Source organism: Micromonospora coriariae (genome assembly GCF_900091455.1).
Classification (GTDB): domain Bacteria; phylum Actinomycetota; class Actinomycetes; order Mycobacteriales; family Micromonosporaceae; genus Micromonospora; species Micromonospora coriariae.
Genome location: NZ_LT607412.1, coordinates 2,277,005 through 2,294,932 on the forward strand (window position 1 = coordinate 2,277,005; position 17,928 = coordinate 2,294,932).

Consider the following 17,928-nt stretch of genomic DNA (forward strand, 5'->3'; position numbering starts at 1 on the left):
GTCGCGTCGTCTGTTCTCATCTCGGCACGTTGCCGTCGATCACCGCTGCTTCGTCACGCCTCCACAACCGGTACCCCACGATCACATTGCCGACGCCGAGCAGTGCCAGGACGCCAACGGTCAGCCAGAACCCGACGGCCGGTACGGCGGTCATGGCCTCGTCGAAGGGTGGCGGATCGAAGCGACGCAGTACGCCCCGCAGGCCGAGGGCAAGCGCCACCGCCGCGACGAACGCCGCTACCGCCGAGACGACCAGGCGGGAACTGACACTGGCCAGGATCCGGGCAAGCACGCCGGCCGCGACACCCAGCGCGGCGACCATGAAGAGCGGTTGCGCCGGCAGGTAGATGGGCTCTTCGGGACCGATCTGCGGCGCCTCGTTCGGCACCTCCTGCATGACGTACTGACCAAGGTTGCCATCCCAGAGCAGCGTCTCCAGGTGAACCTGAGGCCCGCCACCGACGGTCAGTCCCCAACCAGTCCAGGTCACCGCCACACGCCACTCCTCGGCCTCGCCCTTCAGCTCCGCGAACGGCAGAGCGAACAGGAGAGCGACAGCAGCGAACGCCACCGGACTCAGATTCGTTCGGATCCAGTCCATGGCCATCTCCTCGACTGATCGACAAGCCGCCGAAACGCCCTCTCAGGACGGCCTGGACGGACCGGAAGACGACCTCTGACAGTGGGGCGCGCTCCCAGTACAAAGGGACGACCCCCGTCGGGGGGAGCCGGGCACACCTCGTCAGCCCGTACCGAGCGGTGCCAACGGGTGCGGTCGAGCAGCTGACGCTAGGCGTCCTCTGCTGTCTCCTGCCCGTCTGAATCAAAGGGCTCGCTGCCTCATCGCTGCCTCCGCCCTCGGCCTGGTCGTCGCCCTAGCCCTGAACCTACGGGTTGCCGGTGAGGCGGTTGCGGATGGTCCGGTAGGCAGGTTGCCAGCCCTCGCCGAGCGCTGTACTTACACGCAGTAGGGCCATGGGTATATGGCACCTACTCGTGCCACCACACCGCAAGGAGATGAGCCGCACCTGCTCGACGGGCTCTCCAAGTCAAGCACTGATCGAGCTTGCCCACCTGCGCTCGCAGGTCGCGGGCGGCGGGAGCCGACAGCATGGCGTTCTCCAAACTCCTGCGTCCGAAGTCGGTCGGGCCGCAACAGTCGCATCCGTCGTAGAACTCTCCCACATCTCCGACAAGTGCAATGCGGTCCAACGTTCTTAGGGGTTCTCGAACGAAGCGGCCCCATCGCTCCCAAGCAGCTTGCACGTCTCCTGGGCAGAGCCGGCTTCGCTCCAAGCGCGAGATCTCTGCGACCGTGCCGCTGGAAAGGCCAGGAATCCTGGAAGTCGTCTTCGACGCCCGCGCCCTGACACGCTCGCGACGAAGGCTGTTGGGCCGCCTACGCGGCATGGCCCCTTAGATCGATCATCCCGCCATGATGATCGACCGCGAGCGCCGCCGCAACGGTCAGAAGCTGCGATGCAACCAGCCGGCCTTCTAGGCGGCACACAGTTTAGGAATCCTCGGCGTTGCAAGCCAAGCACCCTCGCCACCTGCCGCTACCGCTGGCCAGACAGGCTGCCGGCCGTCAGGCGTTGACCGTGGTTACCCGTCGGTGACCGCGAGATCGGGCACGCAACGGGCACGACGCCACCACCTCGCCCGCTGTTGGCTGCACGACACCCCGTTCGTCACGGAACCGGGCCACATCGCAGGAGGACGTACGATTCGTGAATGGACATCCGAGTGCAGCGATCTGAGCCCGATGACCCCTGGAGCTCGCGTACGTGGCCTGTCCGCGTATCCGGGCGAGACGAAATCGGAACGGTGATCCAGACCGGGGCTGTGGGAAATCCGGTCCTCGGCCTATCAGGTCATCTTGTCTACTTCGAAAGCACGGGAGAGTGCGTCTGGTACCTGGCGAAGCGTGTGACGCGGGTCCGGGCGGAGCCGTAGACGGGTTGTTGTCCTGACTCTCGCCGTGTTCGGGCAGTTCTATCCCACTGGGCGGCGCAACGCAGTGCGCCCGCTACCCGGGCACGCCCAAGCGGCGTAGGCTGCCCCTGGATCTTCTTGGGGAGGGCGTGGCGTGCCATCAGATGTAGTCCTTGATGCCGTCGCGAGGCTGGCCTCGCGCGACATGACTCGAACCGAGGCTGACCTACAGGCCGACATCTACCTCCTCCTTACAGCGGGAAGTCTGGCGCTAAATGCCGCACAGGTGGCTCGTTTGGAAGTACCTACCGGAGACGGCACACGTCGCCGCCTCGACGTAGAGGTGGGGCATTGCGTTATTGAAGTCAAGAAGGATCTGCGTAATGCCAATATATGCCGAGACGCGGAGACGCAACTAGAGGGTTACGTTGCCATTCAGAGCCAGCGTCTGGGAACGCGATACGTCGGCATCTTGACCGACGGCACGGATTGGCATCTATACCACCTGACACCTGGCGGACTTACGCAGGTCGCGACCTTGACGGTAAGTAGCGCTACCGTTGATTGTGAAAAGCTCTTGGTCTGGCTAGAGGCGATCCTGGCAACTCATGAGGCCGTCAAGCCCACACCTGAGGCTATCCGGCGTCGACTCGGCGCTTCCTCTCCGGCACACCTCCTCGACCACGCTTCGTTGGCTACACTATATGACCAGGCTTCATCAATCCCCGAAGTCGAATTGAAGCGGCAGCTTTGGTCCAAGCTGCTTCGAACCGCCTTCGGTAAAGCATTCACTGACGACCAGAAGCTGTTCGTTGACCACACCCTGCTCGTGCTAACGGCCGAGATAATCGCCCATGCTGTTGTTGGCTTTGACGTCTCAGCTACAGGCGAACTTACACCAGCGTCTCTTGCTCAAGGCGTGGTCTTCTCGGGCGCCCAAATCCACGGGGCAGTCGAGGCAGATTTCTTCGACTGGGTCCTGCACGTCGAGGGCGGACCTGAGTTTGTACGACAGTTGGCCGATCGGGTCGCGCGTTTCGACTGGGGCCAGGTCGAGCATGACGTCCTGAAGGTCCTCTATGAAGAGGTGATCCCTCAGGAGGACCGCGCCAGCTTAGGCGAGTACTACACACCGGATTGGCTGGCAGATCGAATCGTGGCGTCTGCCGTCACCGATCCGCTCAACCAGCGTGTACTGGACCCATCCTGCGGCTCAGGAACCTTTCTGTTTCACGCAGTCAAAGCTTATCTCACGGCTTGCGACGACGCTGCTGTAGCAAATTCGAAAGCCGTTGCAGGCGTTGCGCAGATGGTTTATGGGATCGATATCCACCCTGTAGCAGTCACCTTGGCGCGCGTCACGTTCCTGCTGGCAATCGGAAGCAAGCGTCTCGCCGACCCCGACCGCGGGCCGCTGTCAATCCCGGTGTACCTCGGGGACTCGGTTCAGTGGGAGCAGAGGCGAGACCTCCTAGGCGGGAGCGAGGAGGTGAGGATTTCGACCACGGGGGACGAGCTAGTTGAGGGCGGCGGCGGGCTGCTGTTTGGTGACGACCTAGTCTTCCCACGCAACGTGCTTCGCGACGCTGGAAGTTTCGACCGGCTTGTCAACGCCATGGCAGAAAAGGTCCTCTCGACCTCGACCAGGAGAAGCTCAGACCTTATTGCACCGGTGCTGCGTCAGTTCGGTATACACGCCAACGACGCTCCGATACTCGCCAACACTTTCGACACCATGCGCCGGCTGCATGCTACCGGCAGAAATCATATCTGGGGATACTACGCGCGAAACCTCATCCGTCCTTTGTGGCTTTCCGAACTCGACCAACAGGTTGATGTGCTTATCGGAAACCCGCCCTGGCTCCGCTACTCGAAGATGACCGCAGCAATGCAGGAAAAGTATAAGGACCTGTCGAGGGAGAGGGGTCTCCTGACTGGAGGGCTGGGCGCGTCTGGCCGTGACTTGTCCACCCTTTTCGTCGTCAGAGCAGTCGAACTGTACCTAAAGCCGTCCGGGCGATTTGCATTCGTGATGCCGCACGGGACGCTTACACGGAAACCCCACGAGGGCTTCCGGTCAGGGAGATGGGGCGGCGATGTTGCGGTGCAGTTCGCAGAACCGTGGGACCTAACGCGGGCTCCCACTGGCTTTCCGATGGTTTCGTGCGTCGTCGCGGGTCAGTCGCGGCCTAACACACCTCGCAGAATGCCCGCGAAGGCTTTGGCTTGGTCCTCCCGCAGTCGTAATCCAAATATGAGCTGGGGGACCGCTAAAGAAGGATTTACCACTACTCCTGTCACCCTTTCCGTTTTGGGGAGCGATAACCTCCCGCCTGCCTCACCGTATAAGCGTCGCTTTCGCCAAGGGGCTGTCCTCGCGCCACGTGCTCTACTTTTCGCCGAAGAGGCTGCGTCCAGCCCAATCGGCTTTGGAGCAGGACGCATTGCGGTCCAGGCTCGTCGGACACCCTTTGAGAAAGCGCCATGGAAGGGCGTGCGGACACTTCGACAGACTGTGGAACGGGCCTTCGTCAGATCAGTCCATTTAGGCGAAACGCTGGTACCGTTCCGCATGCTCCAGCCACTTCGCGCGGTACTACCTCTCGGTCCTAAAGGAATCCTTGAAGCCGAAAGGGTGGAGGACTACCCAGGGCTAGCGTCTTGGTGGAGCGAAGCCGAAGAAATCTGGCGAGCCAACAAGGTCGAAAGCGATGACTCCAGCCTGCTGCAGCGTATTAACTTCCATGGTCAGCTCGGTGCACAAATCCCAACAGGTAGCCACCGCGTTGTTTACAGCAAGGCAGGCAATAGCATTGCGGCGGCACGCCTGAATGATTCGCAGCCGATTATCGACCACAAACTGTACTGGGCGGCTGTCAGTGGGGCAGAAGAGGCTCGCTACCTGGTTGGTATCCTGAACTCGACGATGGTCCTAGAGCGGGTTCGACCCCTGCAGGCTCTTGGTCTTTTTGGTGGCCGGGACATCGACAAGAACGTTTTCGCGGTACCGATCCCCTCGTACGATGCCGAGGACAAGAACCATCAGGAACTGGCGAGCCTGTCACTTGAGGCCGAGGCTGTAGCGGCTGCGGTCGACCTCAGCGCAGTCGCGGATTTCAAGCGCGCGAGACGCGTAATCAGGCAAGAGCTTGTGCGCTGTCAGCTCGCTCAGCGCATTGACGACGTAGTCGCGCGAGTGATTCCGCCAGTGCAGGCAGATGCGGAGTAGCGCAAAGGCATCGCAAGGATGAGCAGACGTAGTCCGTCATCAAGCCGCCGCCCGCCGCTCAGTACCGCTAGCTTTCACGGGACTCGGCGTCGACTTCGTCGCACAAAGCGAGTAGTTCCACCCCCAGGTTTGTTGTCTGCCACTCCAGCAGGCTCAGGATTGTCTTCTGGTCTAGAGTTTCAGGCACACCTGACGGTGACTTATTCACCAAACCCATCGATTGCAGCCGAACCAAGGCAGCGAGAACAACGGACCATTCAGCAGCGGCGCTCTCAGCAATTTCTGGGACCTGCGCCCCCCTCTTTACGAGTGCGGTGTTGCTCTTAGGCCTGTTCACGACGTTACTTATTTCTTCAAGGATCTTCAAGATCCTTAGGTGTACAGGCTCAAGCTGCGTCGTGAGACTGATCATGAACGAGACAGTTTCGATCCGAGCGTCGTCTTTGAATGCGGCTGCTACGAGTCGGGCAAGCGCCCCCCTAAGATGCGGATCACCGGTAGCGATTGACTTCTCGCCAGCCGCTGTAAACGCGTCCGCAAATAGTTCGTTCTCGCTGGACCAGCTGAGCATTTCTCCGGGCTCAACCCCCGCGTGGCGCGCACTGTCCTCGATGAATCGCCGCCCACGATCCTGGCGGCGATGTGTGTAGCCAACCTTCAGTGCAGGTGCGATAGGAGCAAGCCAGTCAGGGGTGGATAGTTCGATTGAAAACTCGTGTTCTTTATTGCTTTCGGGTTCAATCATTGGAGCGGCTCCTGTCACGTCGTCAGAACCAAAGTGTAGGAAACGCCAGCGAACCGGGATGGCCCACACGCGCCGGGGTGGCGAGCGCTTCCTGTGCGCTGTTGACTGCCACGCACCGTCGGGTAGCGATGTCAAGTGGACGTTGACACTGCCCCACGCAACGAGGCTGTGGTGGGGATGCGGCGCGTGCTATCCGGGCAGGCCCCCGCCTGCCGGCAACGCCGGCCCGAGGGGTCGCAGAGGCTCCGGGGTCAAGGGCGGCCCGCAGGGCCGTCGCGCAGCGATGCGAAGCACCCTTGAGGTCGGAGGGGCGGCCCCGCATCCTCCGCGCCGCATCCCCACCACAGCCGGCGGTGACTCGCCCCACGGCGCGGCGGTGCGACGGCCGCCGCGCCTCGGCCGGCTGCCGGCCCACAAGCCGCAACCACTCTCGGCGCTACCGTCTGCGGCGGCCCCGGGCTTCCCGCTCTCCGCGCCAGCCGCCGGGCGTGTTGTGTGGCCGGCGTGGAGCGACAGCGGAGCGTCGGACGCGCGCCCAGGCGGCGGCGCGTGCGGCCCGTTACGGGCCGCCTTGAAGACGTACAGAAAGTTTGAACCACTTCGCCGGCGGCCGGCCGTGTCGTGTCACGGCTGATGCTTGACATTCGCGTCCCACCAGATGCTTGACATGATCCTCAGGACGATCCCGGAGGCCCCTTACGGTCCACGACAGGGCCGGCTCATCGCAGCACGAGCGGGGCGCTGATCAAGCGGTGCTGACGACCAAGACGACACTGCGCTGGCTCAGAGCCGAACCCATTCTCCGAGTCGTTCGGCTGGAGCACCTTCGATGAAGGCCGTGATCGCCGCCCTTGCCCTCGCCACGCTCATGACGAAGTCACCCGAGAAGGTGCGGTCGCCGTCGAGCACCGGCACGTCGATGTTTCTCGTCGCGGGCAGCCCTCCATCCCCACGGAGTAGGCGGCAGTCGTCTGGCGACTCAAACAGGTGCATGACCCCGTAGTTCCCTCTGAACGAGAACGTTAAGAGGGGGTAGTCCACCTCGACGCGGCGCACCTCCGTGTATCCCTCCCCGGCGAGCAGAAGGTGCTGGAGCCGGGACATGAACCCGTCGGCGTCAGACCGGGTCTCCGTGGCGGCCAGGTCGCCACTCTCGGGATCGATCGCGGTCCAGGCCACGTCCATGTGTGTCTCCAGGCGGGTCAGCAGTCGCACGTGGTGTCGCACACGAGCGGATGGGTGCGTAAGCCCACCGCCACCACCGCTCGATGGTCACTGAAGGTACTCAGGATGATCGAGTAATCAAGGCGGACTGTCGTGCATGTGCTGGGACGGATTCGTCAAGCATGTGCTGGGACTAGACACGCCGGCGGCCGGCCGCCCGCTTGGCTACTGGGACCGGCCGAACTCGGCGTAGTGCGGATGGTCATCGTCGAGTGCGTCGAGCGCAGCTTGCACCCTGCGTGCCATGGACGGCCGGAGAAGCGGCACCGCGTCGTCGTAGGCCAGGAACCGTAGACCTTTGAGTTCGTCGTCGGTCGGCTTGAGGGCAACGGCCTGGTCCTCGTCGAGCTGCCCGCCGTCAAAGATGAACATGATGCCGTCGGGCCAGACGCCGTGAGCCGGAATCCAGTCGACCACCAGCAGCCGTCTGACAGGCAGATCGAGACCGATCTCCTCGCGGATTTCCCGGCGACACGCGGCCAGCGGTGATTCACCGGCGTCGGCCACGCCTCCCGGGATGTCGAGGAACGGCTTGTAACCCGGCACGACGAACAGCACCCTGCCAGCGGGATCACGGATCAGGGCGCCGCCGGCCACCCGCTTGCGGGGCAGCCGCCCAGCAATGCCTGGGTTGAACTCGCGTTCCGGCTCGCCCTCAGCGAGGAGATCCTCGGCCAACGTCACGGCCTTACCGTACTGAACTCCCAGCAGGGTCACCTCATGCACCTCAGCTGGCCAGGAGCAGATCAGCGCGCCGCTGAAAGTCCCTGACGGCGACGTGCCGCTCGTGCGGTGCGAGCTGCTTCCGAAGCTGTGTCAGATGCTCTCGGGATCGATGAGACGTCAGTCCGGTGGCCGATTCCACTGCCGTCGTGGCGAAGGCTGTTGACTGCTCGATGTCCCCGTCAAGGAGTGCCACCCGAGCCAGCTGGACGGCACCGTAAACGCGGCGGCGGGCTTGGTCCCTCGTGTTGTCCCAGACCAGTTGCAGCATGGGCCGCGCTTCCTTAGCCTTGCCGAGCTCGACCCAGCACGTGCCCGCGTGGCTGGCGAACAGCACATCGCCCCAGTGCCTGCTCCACTCCGGGCCTTCTTCTGGGACGACCTGGTTGAAGCTCTGCTCTGCGCGAAGCAGCGCCGCGGTGCAGCCCGCTTCGTCGCCTTGGGCGGCAAAGGCTCGTGCTTCGAAAATGCATGCTTCGGTAACTGCGACCGGCGTGCCGGCCCGGGTGCTTGTGTCCCGGGCTACCTGGGCGAGTCGGAGTGCCTGGTCGGGTCGGCGAAGGTACAGGGCCTGGTCAGCCATGCTGGTCAGGACGTAGGCAGCATAAGCCTGGTCGCCGGCGGCCTCCGCAAAACGTAGCGCCTGAATGAAATATCGCTGCGCCAAAGAGTGCCGTGACGTGTCGTAGGCCATCCATCCGATCAGCTCACAAAGCACTGCGGTCGCGCTGAAAAGTTCCCGCTCAATAGCTGACGGCTTCGTCGCATGAACCTTCGGAATGACGCGGTCTCGCAGATATCGCACTGCCATCATTCGGCAGTGCTCGCCACCAAATTTCCGGTCAAGCCCGTCAAACGTGCTAGTCATCGCTCGGACTTCGTCTACATCTTGTGGAGAGACTGCACCGCCGCGCGTCGGGAGGTCTGTCACAGAAGCGCCAAAGAGCCAGTCGAGGCATGCTGCGTTGAGCGCGTCCGGCATGTATTTGCCGAGGGTCACGGCGGTGTGTTTCATGTCGTCGAACCGCGTCAAATCGCCGAGGGTTGACGCGGCCTGACTTAGCGAGGCGCTGTAGGTGAGGCCGATGTCAGAGCGGACTCGGTCCGTTCCGCCGCTGAGCCCTAGCTCGGCAGCGTCCTGCGCGTATGCCTCGCACAGCAGTGAACGGTACGGGTCAGACGCGTCTCGTTCGCCGCTTTCCCATGCCGAGATCATGCGTAGCAGGCTGGCCCGTGTCGCCAGTGCATGCCGTCCCTGCGCCAGCCGCTCCAGTTCGTGGGCCAGCCGCGCTTTCGACCAACCCTTGTCTTGTCGCGCTTGCCGTAGCGGCGTCATGAACCATCCCCGATCGATGCGCAGACACAATTCGCCCGATCCACCATGCCCTATTTATTGCGCCGAATGCAAGAGGTGCGTCATCCCTAGTCACTACCAGCCATCCCTCGCCGTGTGCGCCCTGTCTCGCCACCTGCTCGGTCAGCCCGGCATGCGTTTTTCTTGATGCACGGGTGAGAGACACCCCGGGGCACCCAAGCCCTCTGCCAAAGGAGCAGACATGAAGCTGTACGTGGACACCCAGAGCAAGCAGGTCCAGGTGACGAAGGACCCGGAGCCGAAGAACGACCAGAACGGCAATCAGCGGTCGGAGAAGAACACTGGCCGGCTCATGTGGTCGACCCAGGTCTTCGTTCTCGACGAGACTGGCGGCGAGATCATCACCATCACCACGGCGGGTGAGAAGCCGGGCGTGACGGTGGGACAGCTCGTCGCTGTCGAGCAGTTGGAGGCCATCCCGTGGGCGACCAACGGGCGCAACGGCGTCGCGTTCCGTGCGATCTCGCTGAAGCCGAAGGCTGGTAACTCGGCGACCAAGTAGGCCCTTCGATCACCGTGCTGTGTCTGCCACTGGTGTCCGTGGCAACCCCAAGCGGCCTGAGGTCCGCTGACCCACCAACTGAAGAAGCAGTCCGAGGGCGGCTCTGGCGTCCAACGTTCTCGGCCTGGTGACCACGATCGGTGGTCACATCCCGCAAGAGCTGGCGCGGGGTCGGTACTGGCGTCCAAACCTGCCGACCCCGTGCCCTCCACTCATCCACCCCTTGTGCAAGGGAGGACTCGTCGTGTCCAAGTCTAGCCCCCGCCGCCCCTTCGGGCGGAACACCGGAACAGTGACGGTCATCGAGGCCAAGATCCACCGTTCCTCGGCCCGCAACGCCCGGTTGGCGTTCATCCTCACGGCGGTCATCGTCGGCCTGCTCTCGGCCGTGGTGGCCGCTTCCTACATCCACCCGATCCTCGCCGTGTTCGTCGGCGCGCTCATCGGCGTACCGACCGGCGGCCTCGTCTGGGTGCTGGTGCGGATCTGGCCGGTGCTGCGGCTGCTGTGGTGGTGGACCCCCGAGATCGGGCTCACCACGCTCCTCGGCTCCGGCTGGGTGCAGCTGGCCAACCACACCCCAACCTTGGTGACCCTGCTCGTGGTCGCCCTGGTCGTCGGCGTTCCCGCCGCCATCCCCGCCAGCCGCCGCCAGGTCATCGCCTGGACCTGGTGCCTCGTGGTGCGGCATCGGCTGCGCGTGTGCTTCGCGCAGTTCATCATCGCCAACCAGTCCGGTTCGCTGCCGCTGATCCTCTGGGCTCGTCCCACCCCGGTCGGTGAGCGGGTCTGGGTCTACCTGCGACCCGGCCTCTCGATGGCCGACCTGGAAGGTCGCCTGGACCGCATCGCGGTCGCCTGCCACGCCGCCACCGCCCTGATCGAGCGCGCCTCGGACGGCAACGCCGCCTACCTGCGGTTCGACATCAAACGCCGCGAAGTCCTCACCGCCCAGGTGAACTCTCCGCTGGTCGACGTCATCCACCCGGACACCCCCACCGCCGACCGGCCCATGCCGGTCATCCCCACGGCGCTGGACCTGCCCGACGTCGACGCACCCACCATCACCCTGCCGGCCCAGACCAAGAAGCCGGCCACCACCGCCAACGGCAGCAAGCCCGCGGCTTCCTCGGCACCTGACGCCGAGGACGTTTCCGACTGGATCTGACCCACCCCAACGCCTGGACGCGGGGAGCCATAGCGGCTCGTTCGTGTGGCTCTCCGCGCCCACCCATCGCCCAAGGAGGGCACTCATGACCACCACGGCACCCGCCCCGACGTCGGGGGTTCCGGTGGGGCCTGGCCTGTCGATGTTCGACCCCATCTTCGTCGGCATCGACGAATTCGGTCAGCCCGTCTACATCACCCTCGCCTACCGCAACCTGCTCGCCGGCGGCGAACCCGGCGGAGGCAAATCCGGCCTCCTGAACTGCATCGCCGCCCACGCCGCCCTCGCCGTCGACTCCCGCCTGGTCCTGCTCGACGGCAAGCTCGTCGAACTCGGCCAGTGGGAAGACTGCGCTGACGCGTTCATCGGCCCCGACATCACCGCCGCGCTGACCGTCCTGCGACGGCTCCAACAGGTGATGAACAACCGCTACGCCTGGCTCCGCGCCCATGGGCGCCGCAAGCTCACCGCCGCCGACGGCCTGTCCGTCATCACCGTCCTGGTCGACGAGATCGCGTTCTTCTCCGCCACCGTCGGCAGCAAGCAGGAACAAGAAGAGTTCGTCGCGCTCCTGCGGGACCTGGTCGCCCGGGGCCGCGCCGCCGGCATCCCAGTGGTGGCCGCGACCCAGCGGCCGTCCTTCGACATCATCCCGACCTCGCTGCGGGATCTGTTCGGCTACCGGGCCGCGTTCCGGTGCACCACCCCGAACAGCTCCAACATCGTCCTTGGTCACGGCTGGGCCGAGCAGGGCTACTCCGCTACCGACATCTCGCCCAGCAACCAGGGCGCGGCCTACCTCATCGCTGAAGGCGGCGTGCCCCGCCGCATCAAGGTCGCCTACCTGTCGGATGCCCAGATCTCGGGCATCGCCGACTACGCCGCCTGGATTCGCCGGCCCACCGGCTTATCCGTCCCGGCTGGCACCGCCACCGAGTGGGAGGCCGTGGCATGACCACCCGCGAACGCACCTACGCCAAGGCCAACAACCAACGGGCGGCGCAGTTCGTCGAGCTGTGGATCGTCGCCCAGCCGCACGAGATCGCGGCCATGGTCCAGGTCGCCTCGGCCAGCGGCCGACTCGTCTACCTGTCCCCGCCGACCTCGATGGGCGGCGACGACACCCGCCACCGCCGCTACCTGCGGCTACGCACCACCTGAAACGGCCGACAGGACCGGAATCGCCTCGCAAGCTCGCCGGTCCTGCCGACCTCCACCAACAGCCCTACCGAAAGGACGTGGCTGCCATGAAGGCTACCCAAAACCCACCCACCACCGTTCAGGTCACACCCGCTGACCTGCTGCGGATGGCCGCCCTCTACCTGCGCCGACACGGCTGGCACCAGGGCACCTACTACGCCAACACCACCGACAACCCGACCCCGCCGGCCTGCGCCGCCGGGGCCATCGGCATCGCCTGCGCCGGATACCGCGTCGAGCGCTTCTCCCAGCTCGACCCCGACGCCCTCGCCGACTACCTCGCCGCCCTCGGCGTGTTCGTCGACTACCTCGACACCACCGCCCCCGTGTTCTTCATCGACGAAGACGGCTACCTGCTCGACGAGCACACCTCGCCCTACTCGTGGAACGACGACCCGGCCCGCACCGCCGAGCAGGTCATCACCGCCCTCACGGCGGCTGCCGCCGAGTGGGACTCCCTCCGCAACGCCGGAGGTGAGAACGCATGAGCACCGTCAAGAAGACCTTGACGCCGTTCGGGCAACAACTGAAGCACCGGACTGTCGTGGAGAACGACGAGTTCGCCGGCTTCGCGCGCCGCATCATCCGCGCCCACGGCCGTCGCGTCGCCACCGGCGACGTCGAAGCCCTACGCGACCTCGTCGCCCTGTCATCGGTCATTGACGACGCGATCGGTGAGGCCGTGATCGGCCTGCGGGCCTTCGGCTACTCCTGGGCCGAAATCGGCTCCCGCCTCGGCATCTCCCGCCAAGCCGCGCAGCAGCGCTGGGGCGGTGAGAAGCCATGACCGACCTGCGCAGCAACGAGCTAGACCAGCTCGCCGACCGCACCGGCATCCGGGTCGAGTTCTACGACCCGCTCGGCACCCGCTTCGGGTTCCCCACCTTCCCCTACCAGGCCGCGCCCGACGGCCTTGCCACCCGCAGGCAGCTGCGCGCTGCCGGCCTGCGTCCTGGAGGGCATGACCCGGTCGCTCAAATCCTCTGGCGACACCGAAGCAACCGCCGGGTCGCTTACCTCTACCGCGCCGACCTCGCCGCACCCAAACGGACCGCCACGCCCGCCCAGCGGGAGGCCATCGCCAAAGCCCTGCTCGCCCGCCGCACCTGCCGCGTGTGCCAGCAGGTGAAGCCCTACTACATCCCCCGCCGTTACGGCTGCTGCCTCGACTGCCACGGAGGCCACTAATGCCCGCTAACACGCCGGCCAGCGCCGGCACCCGCTTGGAGGGCCTGGTCCTGGTCCTCATCCTCATCGTCGTCGGCGGCTCCGCCGGGGCCGCGTCCTTCACCCACGTCCACGACTGGACCATGGCCAACAGCCCCGCCAACACCCCGGGATGGTTCGGCTGGGCCAACGCCGTCATCTCCGAACTCGTCCCCATCGCCGCCCTGCTCACCATCCGGCGACGCCGCCGGGTTGGTGCACCCATCGGCTACCCGATGGTCCTGCTCATCGCCGCCGCCGGCCTCTCCCTCGCCGCCCAACTCGCCGTCGCCAAACCCGGCCCGTCCGGGTGGCTCCTGTCCGCCGTTCCCGCGCTGGCGTTCATGGCCCTGGTCAAACTCGTCCTCGCCCCCGCGCCGGCCCCGCAGCACCTTCCGCCGGCCGCTGAGCCGGCGCAGCCGATCCGCGTTCAGGTGGCCGAGCAGGTCACCGCCGAGCCGGCACCACCGGCAGCCATTACCCCGGCCCCCGAGCCGACCCCGGCCGTCGAGCCGGTCGACGTCCCCGCCCACCTGCTGCCCACTGCTCGCTTCGCGGCCGTGCAGCACGAACAAGCCACCGGAGCACCCATCACCCCCGCCGAGCTGGCCGACCGGCTCGACGTCACCCCGGCCGTCGCCGGGAAGGTCCTCGCCACCATCGGTGGTGTCCGATGACCATCTACCTGGTCGACATCGAGCAGGTCACCCACACCTGCCCCGCCTACCCCGACGCACACCCGTTCGACATCCGACGCACCCTCGTCGACGTCATTCCCGGCGGTCCCTGCCGGGCATCGGTCACCATCCGCTGCGGCGACACCACCGCCGTGATTCCCTGCCGTCGGCACGAGCCGGCCAAGCGCCAGTGCGGTGCCTGCCGGGCCATCGTCACCGAACGCACCATCACCACCCGCCACCTCACCGAGGTACGCGGCTGATGGCCTCGACGCTGGACCTCACACCCCGAGCCGCGGCCCGGGGTGTGGGCTCGAACGCCGACACCGTCGCCCCCGTCTACGGCTACACCGCCGCCGGCTCCGCCTTCGCACGCGCCACCCGCCCGGACTACTTCGGCTGGCTGGAACACGTCCGGGCCGCTGCCGGCTGCACCCGCCCCATCCGCCTCGCCGGGCAGCTCCTCACCGTCGACTCGTCGACCGGCCGGGTGCTGGACCAGAGGCACACCGACGCGATGCCCGACGCCGCCATCTACACCGCCTGCGGCAACCGACGCGCCACCGTCTGCCCCGCGTGCGCCCACACCTACCAGCGCGATGCGTTTCAGCTCCTGCGCGCCGGTCTCATCGGCGGCAAAGGCGTCCCCGAGACGGTGTCCCGGCACCCGGCGGTGTTCCCCACGTTCACTGCACCGTCGTTCGGGCCGGTCCACGTTCGCGTGGTGAAGCGGCACACGTGCGCCAACCGGAAGCGCTGCGACTGCCGGGCCGATCCGTGTCACGCCCGCCGCGACACCGGCCTCTGCGAGCACGGTCGACCGGCGGTCTGCTGGGCACGCCATGAGACCGGGGACCAGGTGCTCGGACAGCCGTTGTGCCTGGACTGCTACGACCACACCCACCAGGTCGTGTGGAACCTGTTCTCCGGCGAACTGTGGCACCGCACCAAGCAAGCCGCGGAACGCCACCTGGCCAAGCTCGCCCGCCGTCGTGGCATTCCTCGCGTCGAGGTCGTCACCGCCTCCGGCAACACCCGCAGGGTTCCGCCGGTCCGCCTGTCGCACGGGAAGGTGGCCGAATTCCAGGCTCGGGGCGCGGTGCACTTCCACGCCCTGGTGCGCCTCGACGGCGTCGACGCGTACGACCCCGCCGCCGTGGTGCCCCCGCCTGCCGGATTCAGCGTCGCTGACCTGGAAGACGCCCTCCGGCACGCCGCCGAGCAGGTCGGCTTCGCCACCCCGGGTCACCCCGACCGGCCCGAGGGCTGGCTCATCGGCTGGGGCGAGCAGGTCGACATCCGACCCATCTCCCTCACTGGAGATGGCGAGGTCACCGACAGCATGGTCGCGGGCTACCTTGCCAAGTACGCCACCAAGAGCACCGAGGTAACCGGGCACCGCTCCGTCAGGCTCGACGCCGATTCGATCGGCGACTACGCCGACCCCGGCGGCGACCACACCGCCCGCCTCATCGACGCCTGCTGGCGCACCGGCCGACCCACCAGCACACCCGTTCCGCTCTCCCAGCGGCCCCGGGACCAACGGCCCACACCCGGCTTCGTGGACCGCTGGGAGTGCCCCGACTGCGGCACCCACACCCGATACGCCGCCTGCCCCGTCTGCGTCGCCCAGCGTCAAGCCGCCCTTGACACCCAACCGGCCAGCAGACCACAGGCCACCAATCCCTACGCCCGGCTGCGCCGGTGGGCTCACATGCTCGGCTTCGGCGGCCACTTCCTCACCAAAGCCCGCCGCTACTCCGTCACCTTCCAACTCCTGCGCGACACCCGCGTCACCTACCGACGCCACGAACACGAGGACCAGGCCGACGAGCAACCCAGCACCCTCCGCGCCGTCGACCACCTCGACGACGACGACACCACGCTCATCGTCGGCACCCTCACCTTCGCCGGAGTCGGCTGGCACACCACCGGAGACGCACTCCTGGCCAACACCGCCGCCGCTATGGCCCGCGAGCGACGAACCACCGGCTGCGAAGAACTTGCCCACGAACGCGGCACCATCCCCGCCGGCACCGTGTCGGCTGCTGCTTGACCCCGACAGACCTGAGGAGGTCGCCCGTTATGAGCACCACCGCCCGACCCAGCCCGGCTGTTCGGCTCGTCCCTCGCACCGGGGCGGTCGTCGTCGAGCCGGTCACCTACACCGTCCGGGAAGTTGCCAAGCTGCTCGGCATCTCGCTCGGAAGCACCTACTCCCTCGTCCGGGACGGCACGATCCCGGCGACCCGCCTCGGCGGTCGCTGGCTCATCCCTCGCGCCCGGTTTCACTCCTGGCTCGACGGCGTCACCGACCAACCCACCGCCACCGGCACCGAGCACGGGCGGAGGTACTGATGGGCTTCGTTCGCAAGACTCCGGCTGGCACCTTCCGCGCCTGCTGGCGCGACCCTGCCGGTGGGCAGAAGTCCAAGAGCTTCCGCACGAAGCGGGAGGCCGTTGCCTTCCTGACGGAGGTCGAGAGCGGCCTGAACCGGGGCACCTACGTCAACCCGCACGCCGGCCGTACCCGCTTCGGTGACTTCGCTCAGCAGTGGCTCGCCACTCGGGCCGTCGAGGCGCGTACGACCGAGCGCACTGTCTCGATGCTTCGCACGCACGTCCTGCCAAAGTGGGGTGACTGGCCGCTCGGGAAGGTCGACTTCATGTCGGTGCAGGAGTGGGTGACTGGCCTGGGCAGGGACCTCGCTCCCACCACCGTGGCCAAGTGCTACCAACTGCTGTCGATGATCCTCCGCACGGCGGTTCAGGCGCGGCTGATCGCCACCAACCCGGCCGAAGGGGTAAAGCTGCCGCGTGACCGGTCCCGCGACGTCAAGCCGGTCACAATCAGCCGGGAGGACTTCTTCGGCCGGCTGCTGCCCGCCGTCCCGCCTCGGCACCGGGCAATCGTCTCGGCCGCCGCCGGGGCCGGTCTGCGCTGGGGTGAGTGCGCCGGGCTGACGTGGTCCTCGGTCGACCTCGACCGGGCATTGCTGCGCGTGGTCCAGGTGGCCGAGGAGACGCACGGCGGGATCGTGCTGCGTCCGTACCCGAAGAGTCGCGCCGGAGTGCGGAGCGTGCCGCTGCCGGGCTTCCTTCTGGCCGCGCTTCGCGAGCTGCACACCGACGCCGACGACCCGGACCCACGCACGCTCGTCTTCCGCGACCGGGTAGGACGCCCACTACGCCGGTCGAACTTCCGCCGCCGAATCTGGCTGCCCTCGCTCGTCCGCGCGGGTCTGCTCGGCCAGGTCGCCAACACTGGGCCGCACCGGTACCGCGCGGTCTGGCCCGATCGGGAGGGCATCGAGTGGTCGGCCGAGTTCACCACCGAGCGGGAGGCCGTTGCCTGCGTGGCGGCCAAGGCTGCCGGCGGGATGCGGTTTCACGATCTGCGGCACGCCTACGCCACCTGGCTGGTCACCGACGGCGTCCCGATCAACCTGGTGCAGCGGGTCATGGGCCACGAGCAGGCGTCGACGACACTCAACCGGTACACCCACACCCCGGCCGACTACGCGGCCCGCGTCCTGGATGCGTTCGACGGCTCTGCTGCCTCTCTGCTGCCTCCGGCTGCCGAAACGCCGTCACTGGGCGGCCTGGACGGGCGGGAGAACGACCTGTGACCTGCGGCGGAGCAGCGCTCCCAGAAAGGGACGACCCCCGTCGGGGGGAGACGGGGGTCGTCGAAGGTTCGGCTCCGGGGGGGTCGAGCCGAACCACTCAGCGGTCACGGGGGGTGCAACCGCCGAGGGTCTGTCTGTTTTCCGAGATATGAAAGCTCGTCGTGCGGACAAGTCTGCCTGAGCGGGCCCGTCACGTCGAGTGGTGTCCACTCCACTCACCGCGAAAATCTCCTTGCGGAGTGTGAGTGCGATCACGCTGAGCGGAGGTGGTGGCGCCGGCCCGCAGGTCCGAGGGGTGGCCTGACCCCGGGCACC

At 66.4% G+C, this 17,928-nt stretch carries 18 protein-coding genes; 13 read left to right on the top strand and 5 right to left on the bottom strand.

The genetic code is table 11. From position 1 onward, the window contains the following. Positions 1–16: 16 nt before the first annotated feature. The gene (locus GA0070607_RS10650) at positions 17–601 is read right to left on the bottom strand and encodes a hypothetical protein (RefSeq protein WP_089018057.1); all 585 of its coding nucleotides are present in this window, start codon (positions 599–601) and stop codon (positions 17–19) included. Between the two features lie 1,539 nt (positions 602–2,140). Here GA0070607_RS10650 and GA0070607_RS10655 point away from each other — a divergent pair. Continuing rightward, on the top strand, positions 2,141–5,164 hold the full coding sequence (locus GA0070607_RS10655; protein WP_197701253.1) for an N-6 DNA methylase: 3,024 nt from the start codon (positions 2,141–2,143) through the stop codon (positions 5,162–5,164). Positions 5,165–5,231: 67 nt separating this feature from the next. Here the strand turns inward: GA0070607_RS10655 and GA0070607_RS32290 are convergent, their stop codons facing one another. From GA0070607_RS32290 to GA0070607_RS32295, 4 genes are all read right to left on the bottom strand, one after another. Continuing rightward, entirely contained in the window at positions 5,232–5,909 is a 678-nt protein-coding gene (locus tag GA0070607_RS32290) for a hypothetical protein (RefSeq protein WP_157743129.1), read from the bottom strand. Between the two features lie 783 nt (positions 5,910–6,692). Further along, positions 6,693–7,094 (bottom strand): hypothetical protein, encoded by a 402-nt coding sequence (locus GA0070607_RS10660; RefSeq protein ID WP_089018059.1) that lies wholly within the window; start codon positions 7,092–7,094, stop codon positions 6,693–6,695. Positions 7,095–7,298: 204 nt separating this feature from the next. Beyond that, complete coding sequence (locus GA0070607_RS10665) at positions 7,299–7,850, bottom strand: NUDIX domain-containing protein (protein ID WP_231930943.1); 552 nt, start codon at positions 7,848–7,850, stop codon at positions 7,299–7,301. Between the two features lie 10 nt (positions 7,851–7,860). Next, positions 7,861–9,192, bottom strand: a complete 1,332-nt coding sequence (locus GA0070607_RS32295; RefSeq protein ID WP_157743130.1) for a helix-turn-helix domain-containing protein — start codon at positions 9,190–9,192, stop codon at positions 7,861–7,863. Between the two features lie 220 nt (positions 9,193–9,412). Here GA0070607_RS32295 and GA0070607_RS10675 point away from each other — a divergent pair, with 220 nt between their 5' ends. The 12 genes from GA0070607_RS10675 (at position 9,413) to GA0070607_RS10730 (ending at position 17,613) form a co-directional block, all read left to right on the top strand. Continuing rightward, a complete protein-coding gene (locus GA0070607_RS10675; RefSeq protein WP_089018061.1) occupies positions 9,413–9,733 on the top strand; it encodes a hypothetical protein in 321 nt (106 codons plus the stop codon). A 244-nt stretch (positions 9,734–9,977) separates the two neighbouring features. Beyond that, positions 9,978–10,901, top strand: a complete 924-nt coding sequence (locus GA0070607_RS10680; RefSeq protein WP_231930945.1) for a hypothetical protein — start codon at positions 9,978–9,980, stop codon at positions 10,899–10,901. A gap of 85 nt (positions 10,902–10,986) precedes the next feature. Continuing rightward, on the top strand, positions 10,987–11,856 hold the full coding sequence (locus GA0070607_RS10685) for an FtsK/SpoIIIE domain-containing protein (RefSeq protein ID WP_089018063.1): 870 nt from the start codon (positions 10,987–10,989) through the stop codon (positions 11,854–11,856). After that, positions 11,853–12,062, top strand: a complete 210-nt coding sequence (locus tag GA0070607_RS10690; protein ID WP_089018064.1) for a hypothetical protein — start codon at positions 11,853–11,855, stop codon at positions 12,060–12,062. The genes GA0070607_RS10685 and GA0070607_RS10690 overlap by 4 nt, the downstream gene beginning before the upstream one ends. Before the next feature lie 86 nt (positions 12,063–12,148). Next, positions 12,149–12,589, top strand: coding sequence for a DUF6197 family protein (locus GA0070607_RS10695; RefSeq protein WP_089018065.1), 441 nt, complete (start codon positions 12,149–12,151; stop codon positions 12,587–12,589). Next, positions 12,586–12,888, top strand: coding sequence for a hypothetical protein (locus GA0070607_RS10700; protein ID WP_089018066.1), 303 nt, complete (start codon positions 12,586–12,588; stop codon positions 12,886–12,888). Before GA0070607_RS10695 ends, GA0070607_RS10700 begins: the two co-directional genes overlap by 4 nt. Continuing rightward, entirely contained in the window at positions 12,885–13,289 is a 405-nt protein-coding gene (locus tag GA0070607_RS10705; protein ID WP_089018067.1) for an RRQRL motif-containing zinc-binding protein, read from the top strand. Before GA0070607_RS10700 ends, GA0070607_RS10705 begins: the two co-directional genes overlap by 4 nt. After that, a complete protein-coding gene (locus tag GA0070607_RS10710; RefSeq protein WP_089018068.1) occupies positions 13,289–13,984 on the top strand; it encodes a hypothetical protein in 696 nt (231 codons plus the stop codon). Before GA0070607_RS10705 ends, GA0070607_RS10710 begins: the two co-directional genes overlap by 1 nt. Beyond that, positions 13,981–14,247 (top strand): hypothetical protein, encoded by a 267-nt coding sequence (locus GA0070607_RS10715; protein WP_089018069.1) that lies wholly within the window; start codon positions 13,981–13,983, stop codon positions 14,245–14,247. The genes GA0070607_RS10710 and GA0070607_RS10715 overlap by 4 nt, the downstream gene beginning before the upstream one ends. After that, on the top strand, positions 14,247–16,040 hold the full coding sequence (locus GA0070607_RS10720) for a replication initiator (protein ID WP_089018070.1): 1,794 nt from the start codon (positions 14,247–14,249) through the stop codon (positions 16,038–16,040). The genes GA0070607_RS10715 and GA0070607_RS10720 overlap by 1 nt, the downstream gene beginning before the upstream one ends. A 29-nt stretch (positions 16,041–16,069) precedes the next feature. After that, on the top strand, positions 16,070–16,342 hold the full coding sequence (locus GA0070607_RS10725; RefSeq protein WP_089018071.1) for a helix-turn-helix domain-containing protein: 273 nt from the start codon (positions 16,070–16,072) through the stop codon (positions 16,340–16,342). Continuing rightward, positions 16,342–17,613, top strand: coding sequence for a tyrosine-type recombinase/integrase (locus GA0070607_RS10730; RefSeq protein ID WP_231930947.1), 1,272 nt, complete (start codon positions 16,342–16,344; stop codon positions 17,611–17,613). The genes GA0070607_RS10725 and GA0070607_RS10730 overlap by 1 nt, the downstream gene beginning before the upstream one ends. Positions 17,614–17,928: the final 315 nt, after the last annotated feature.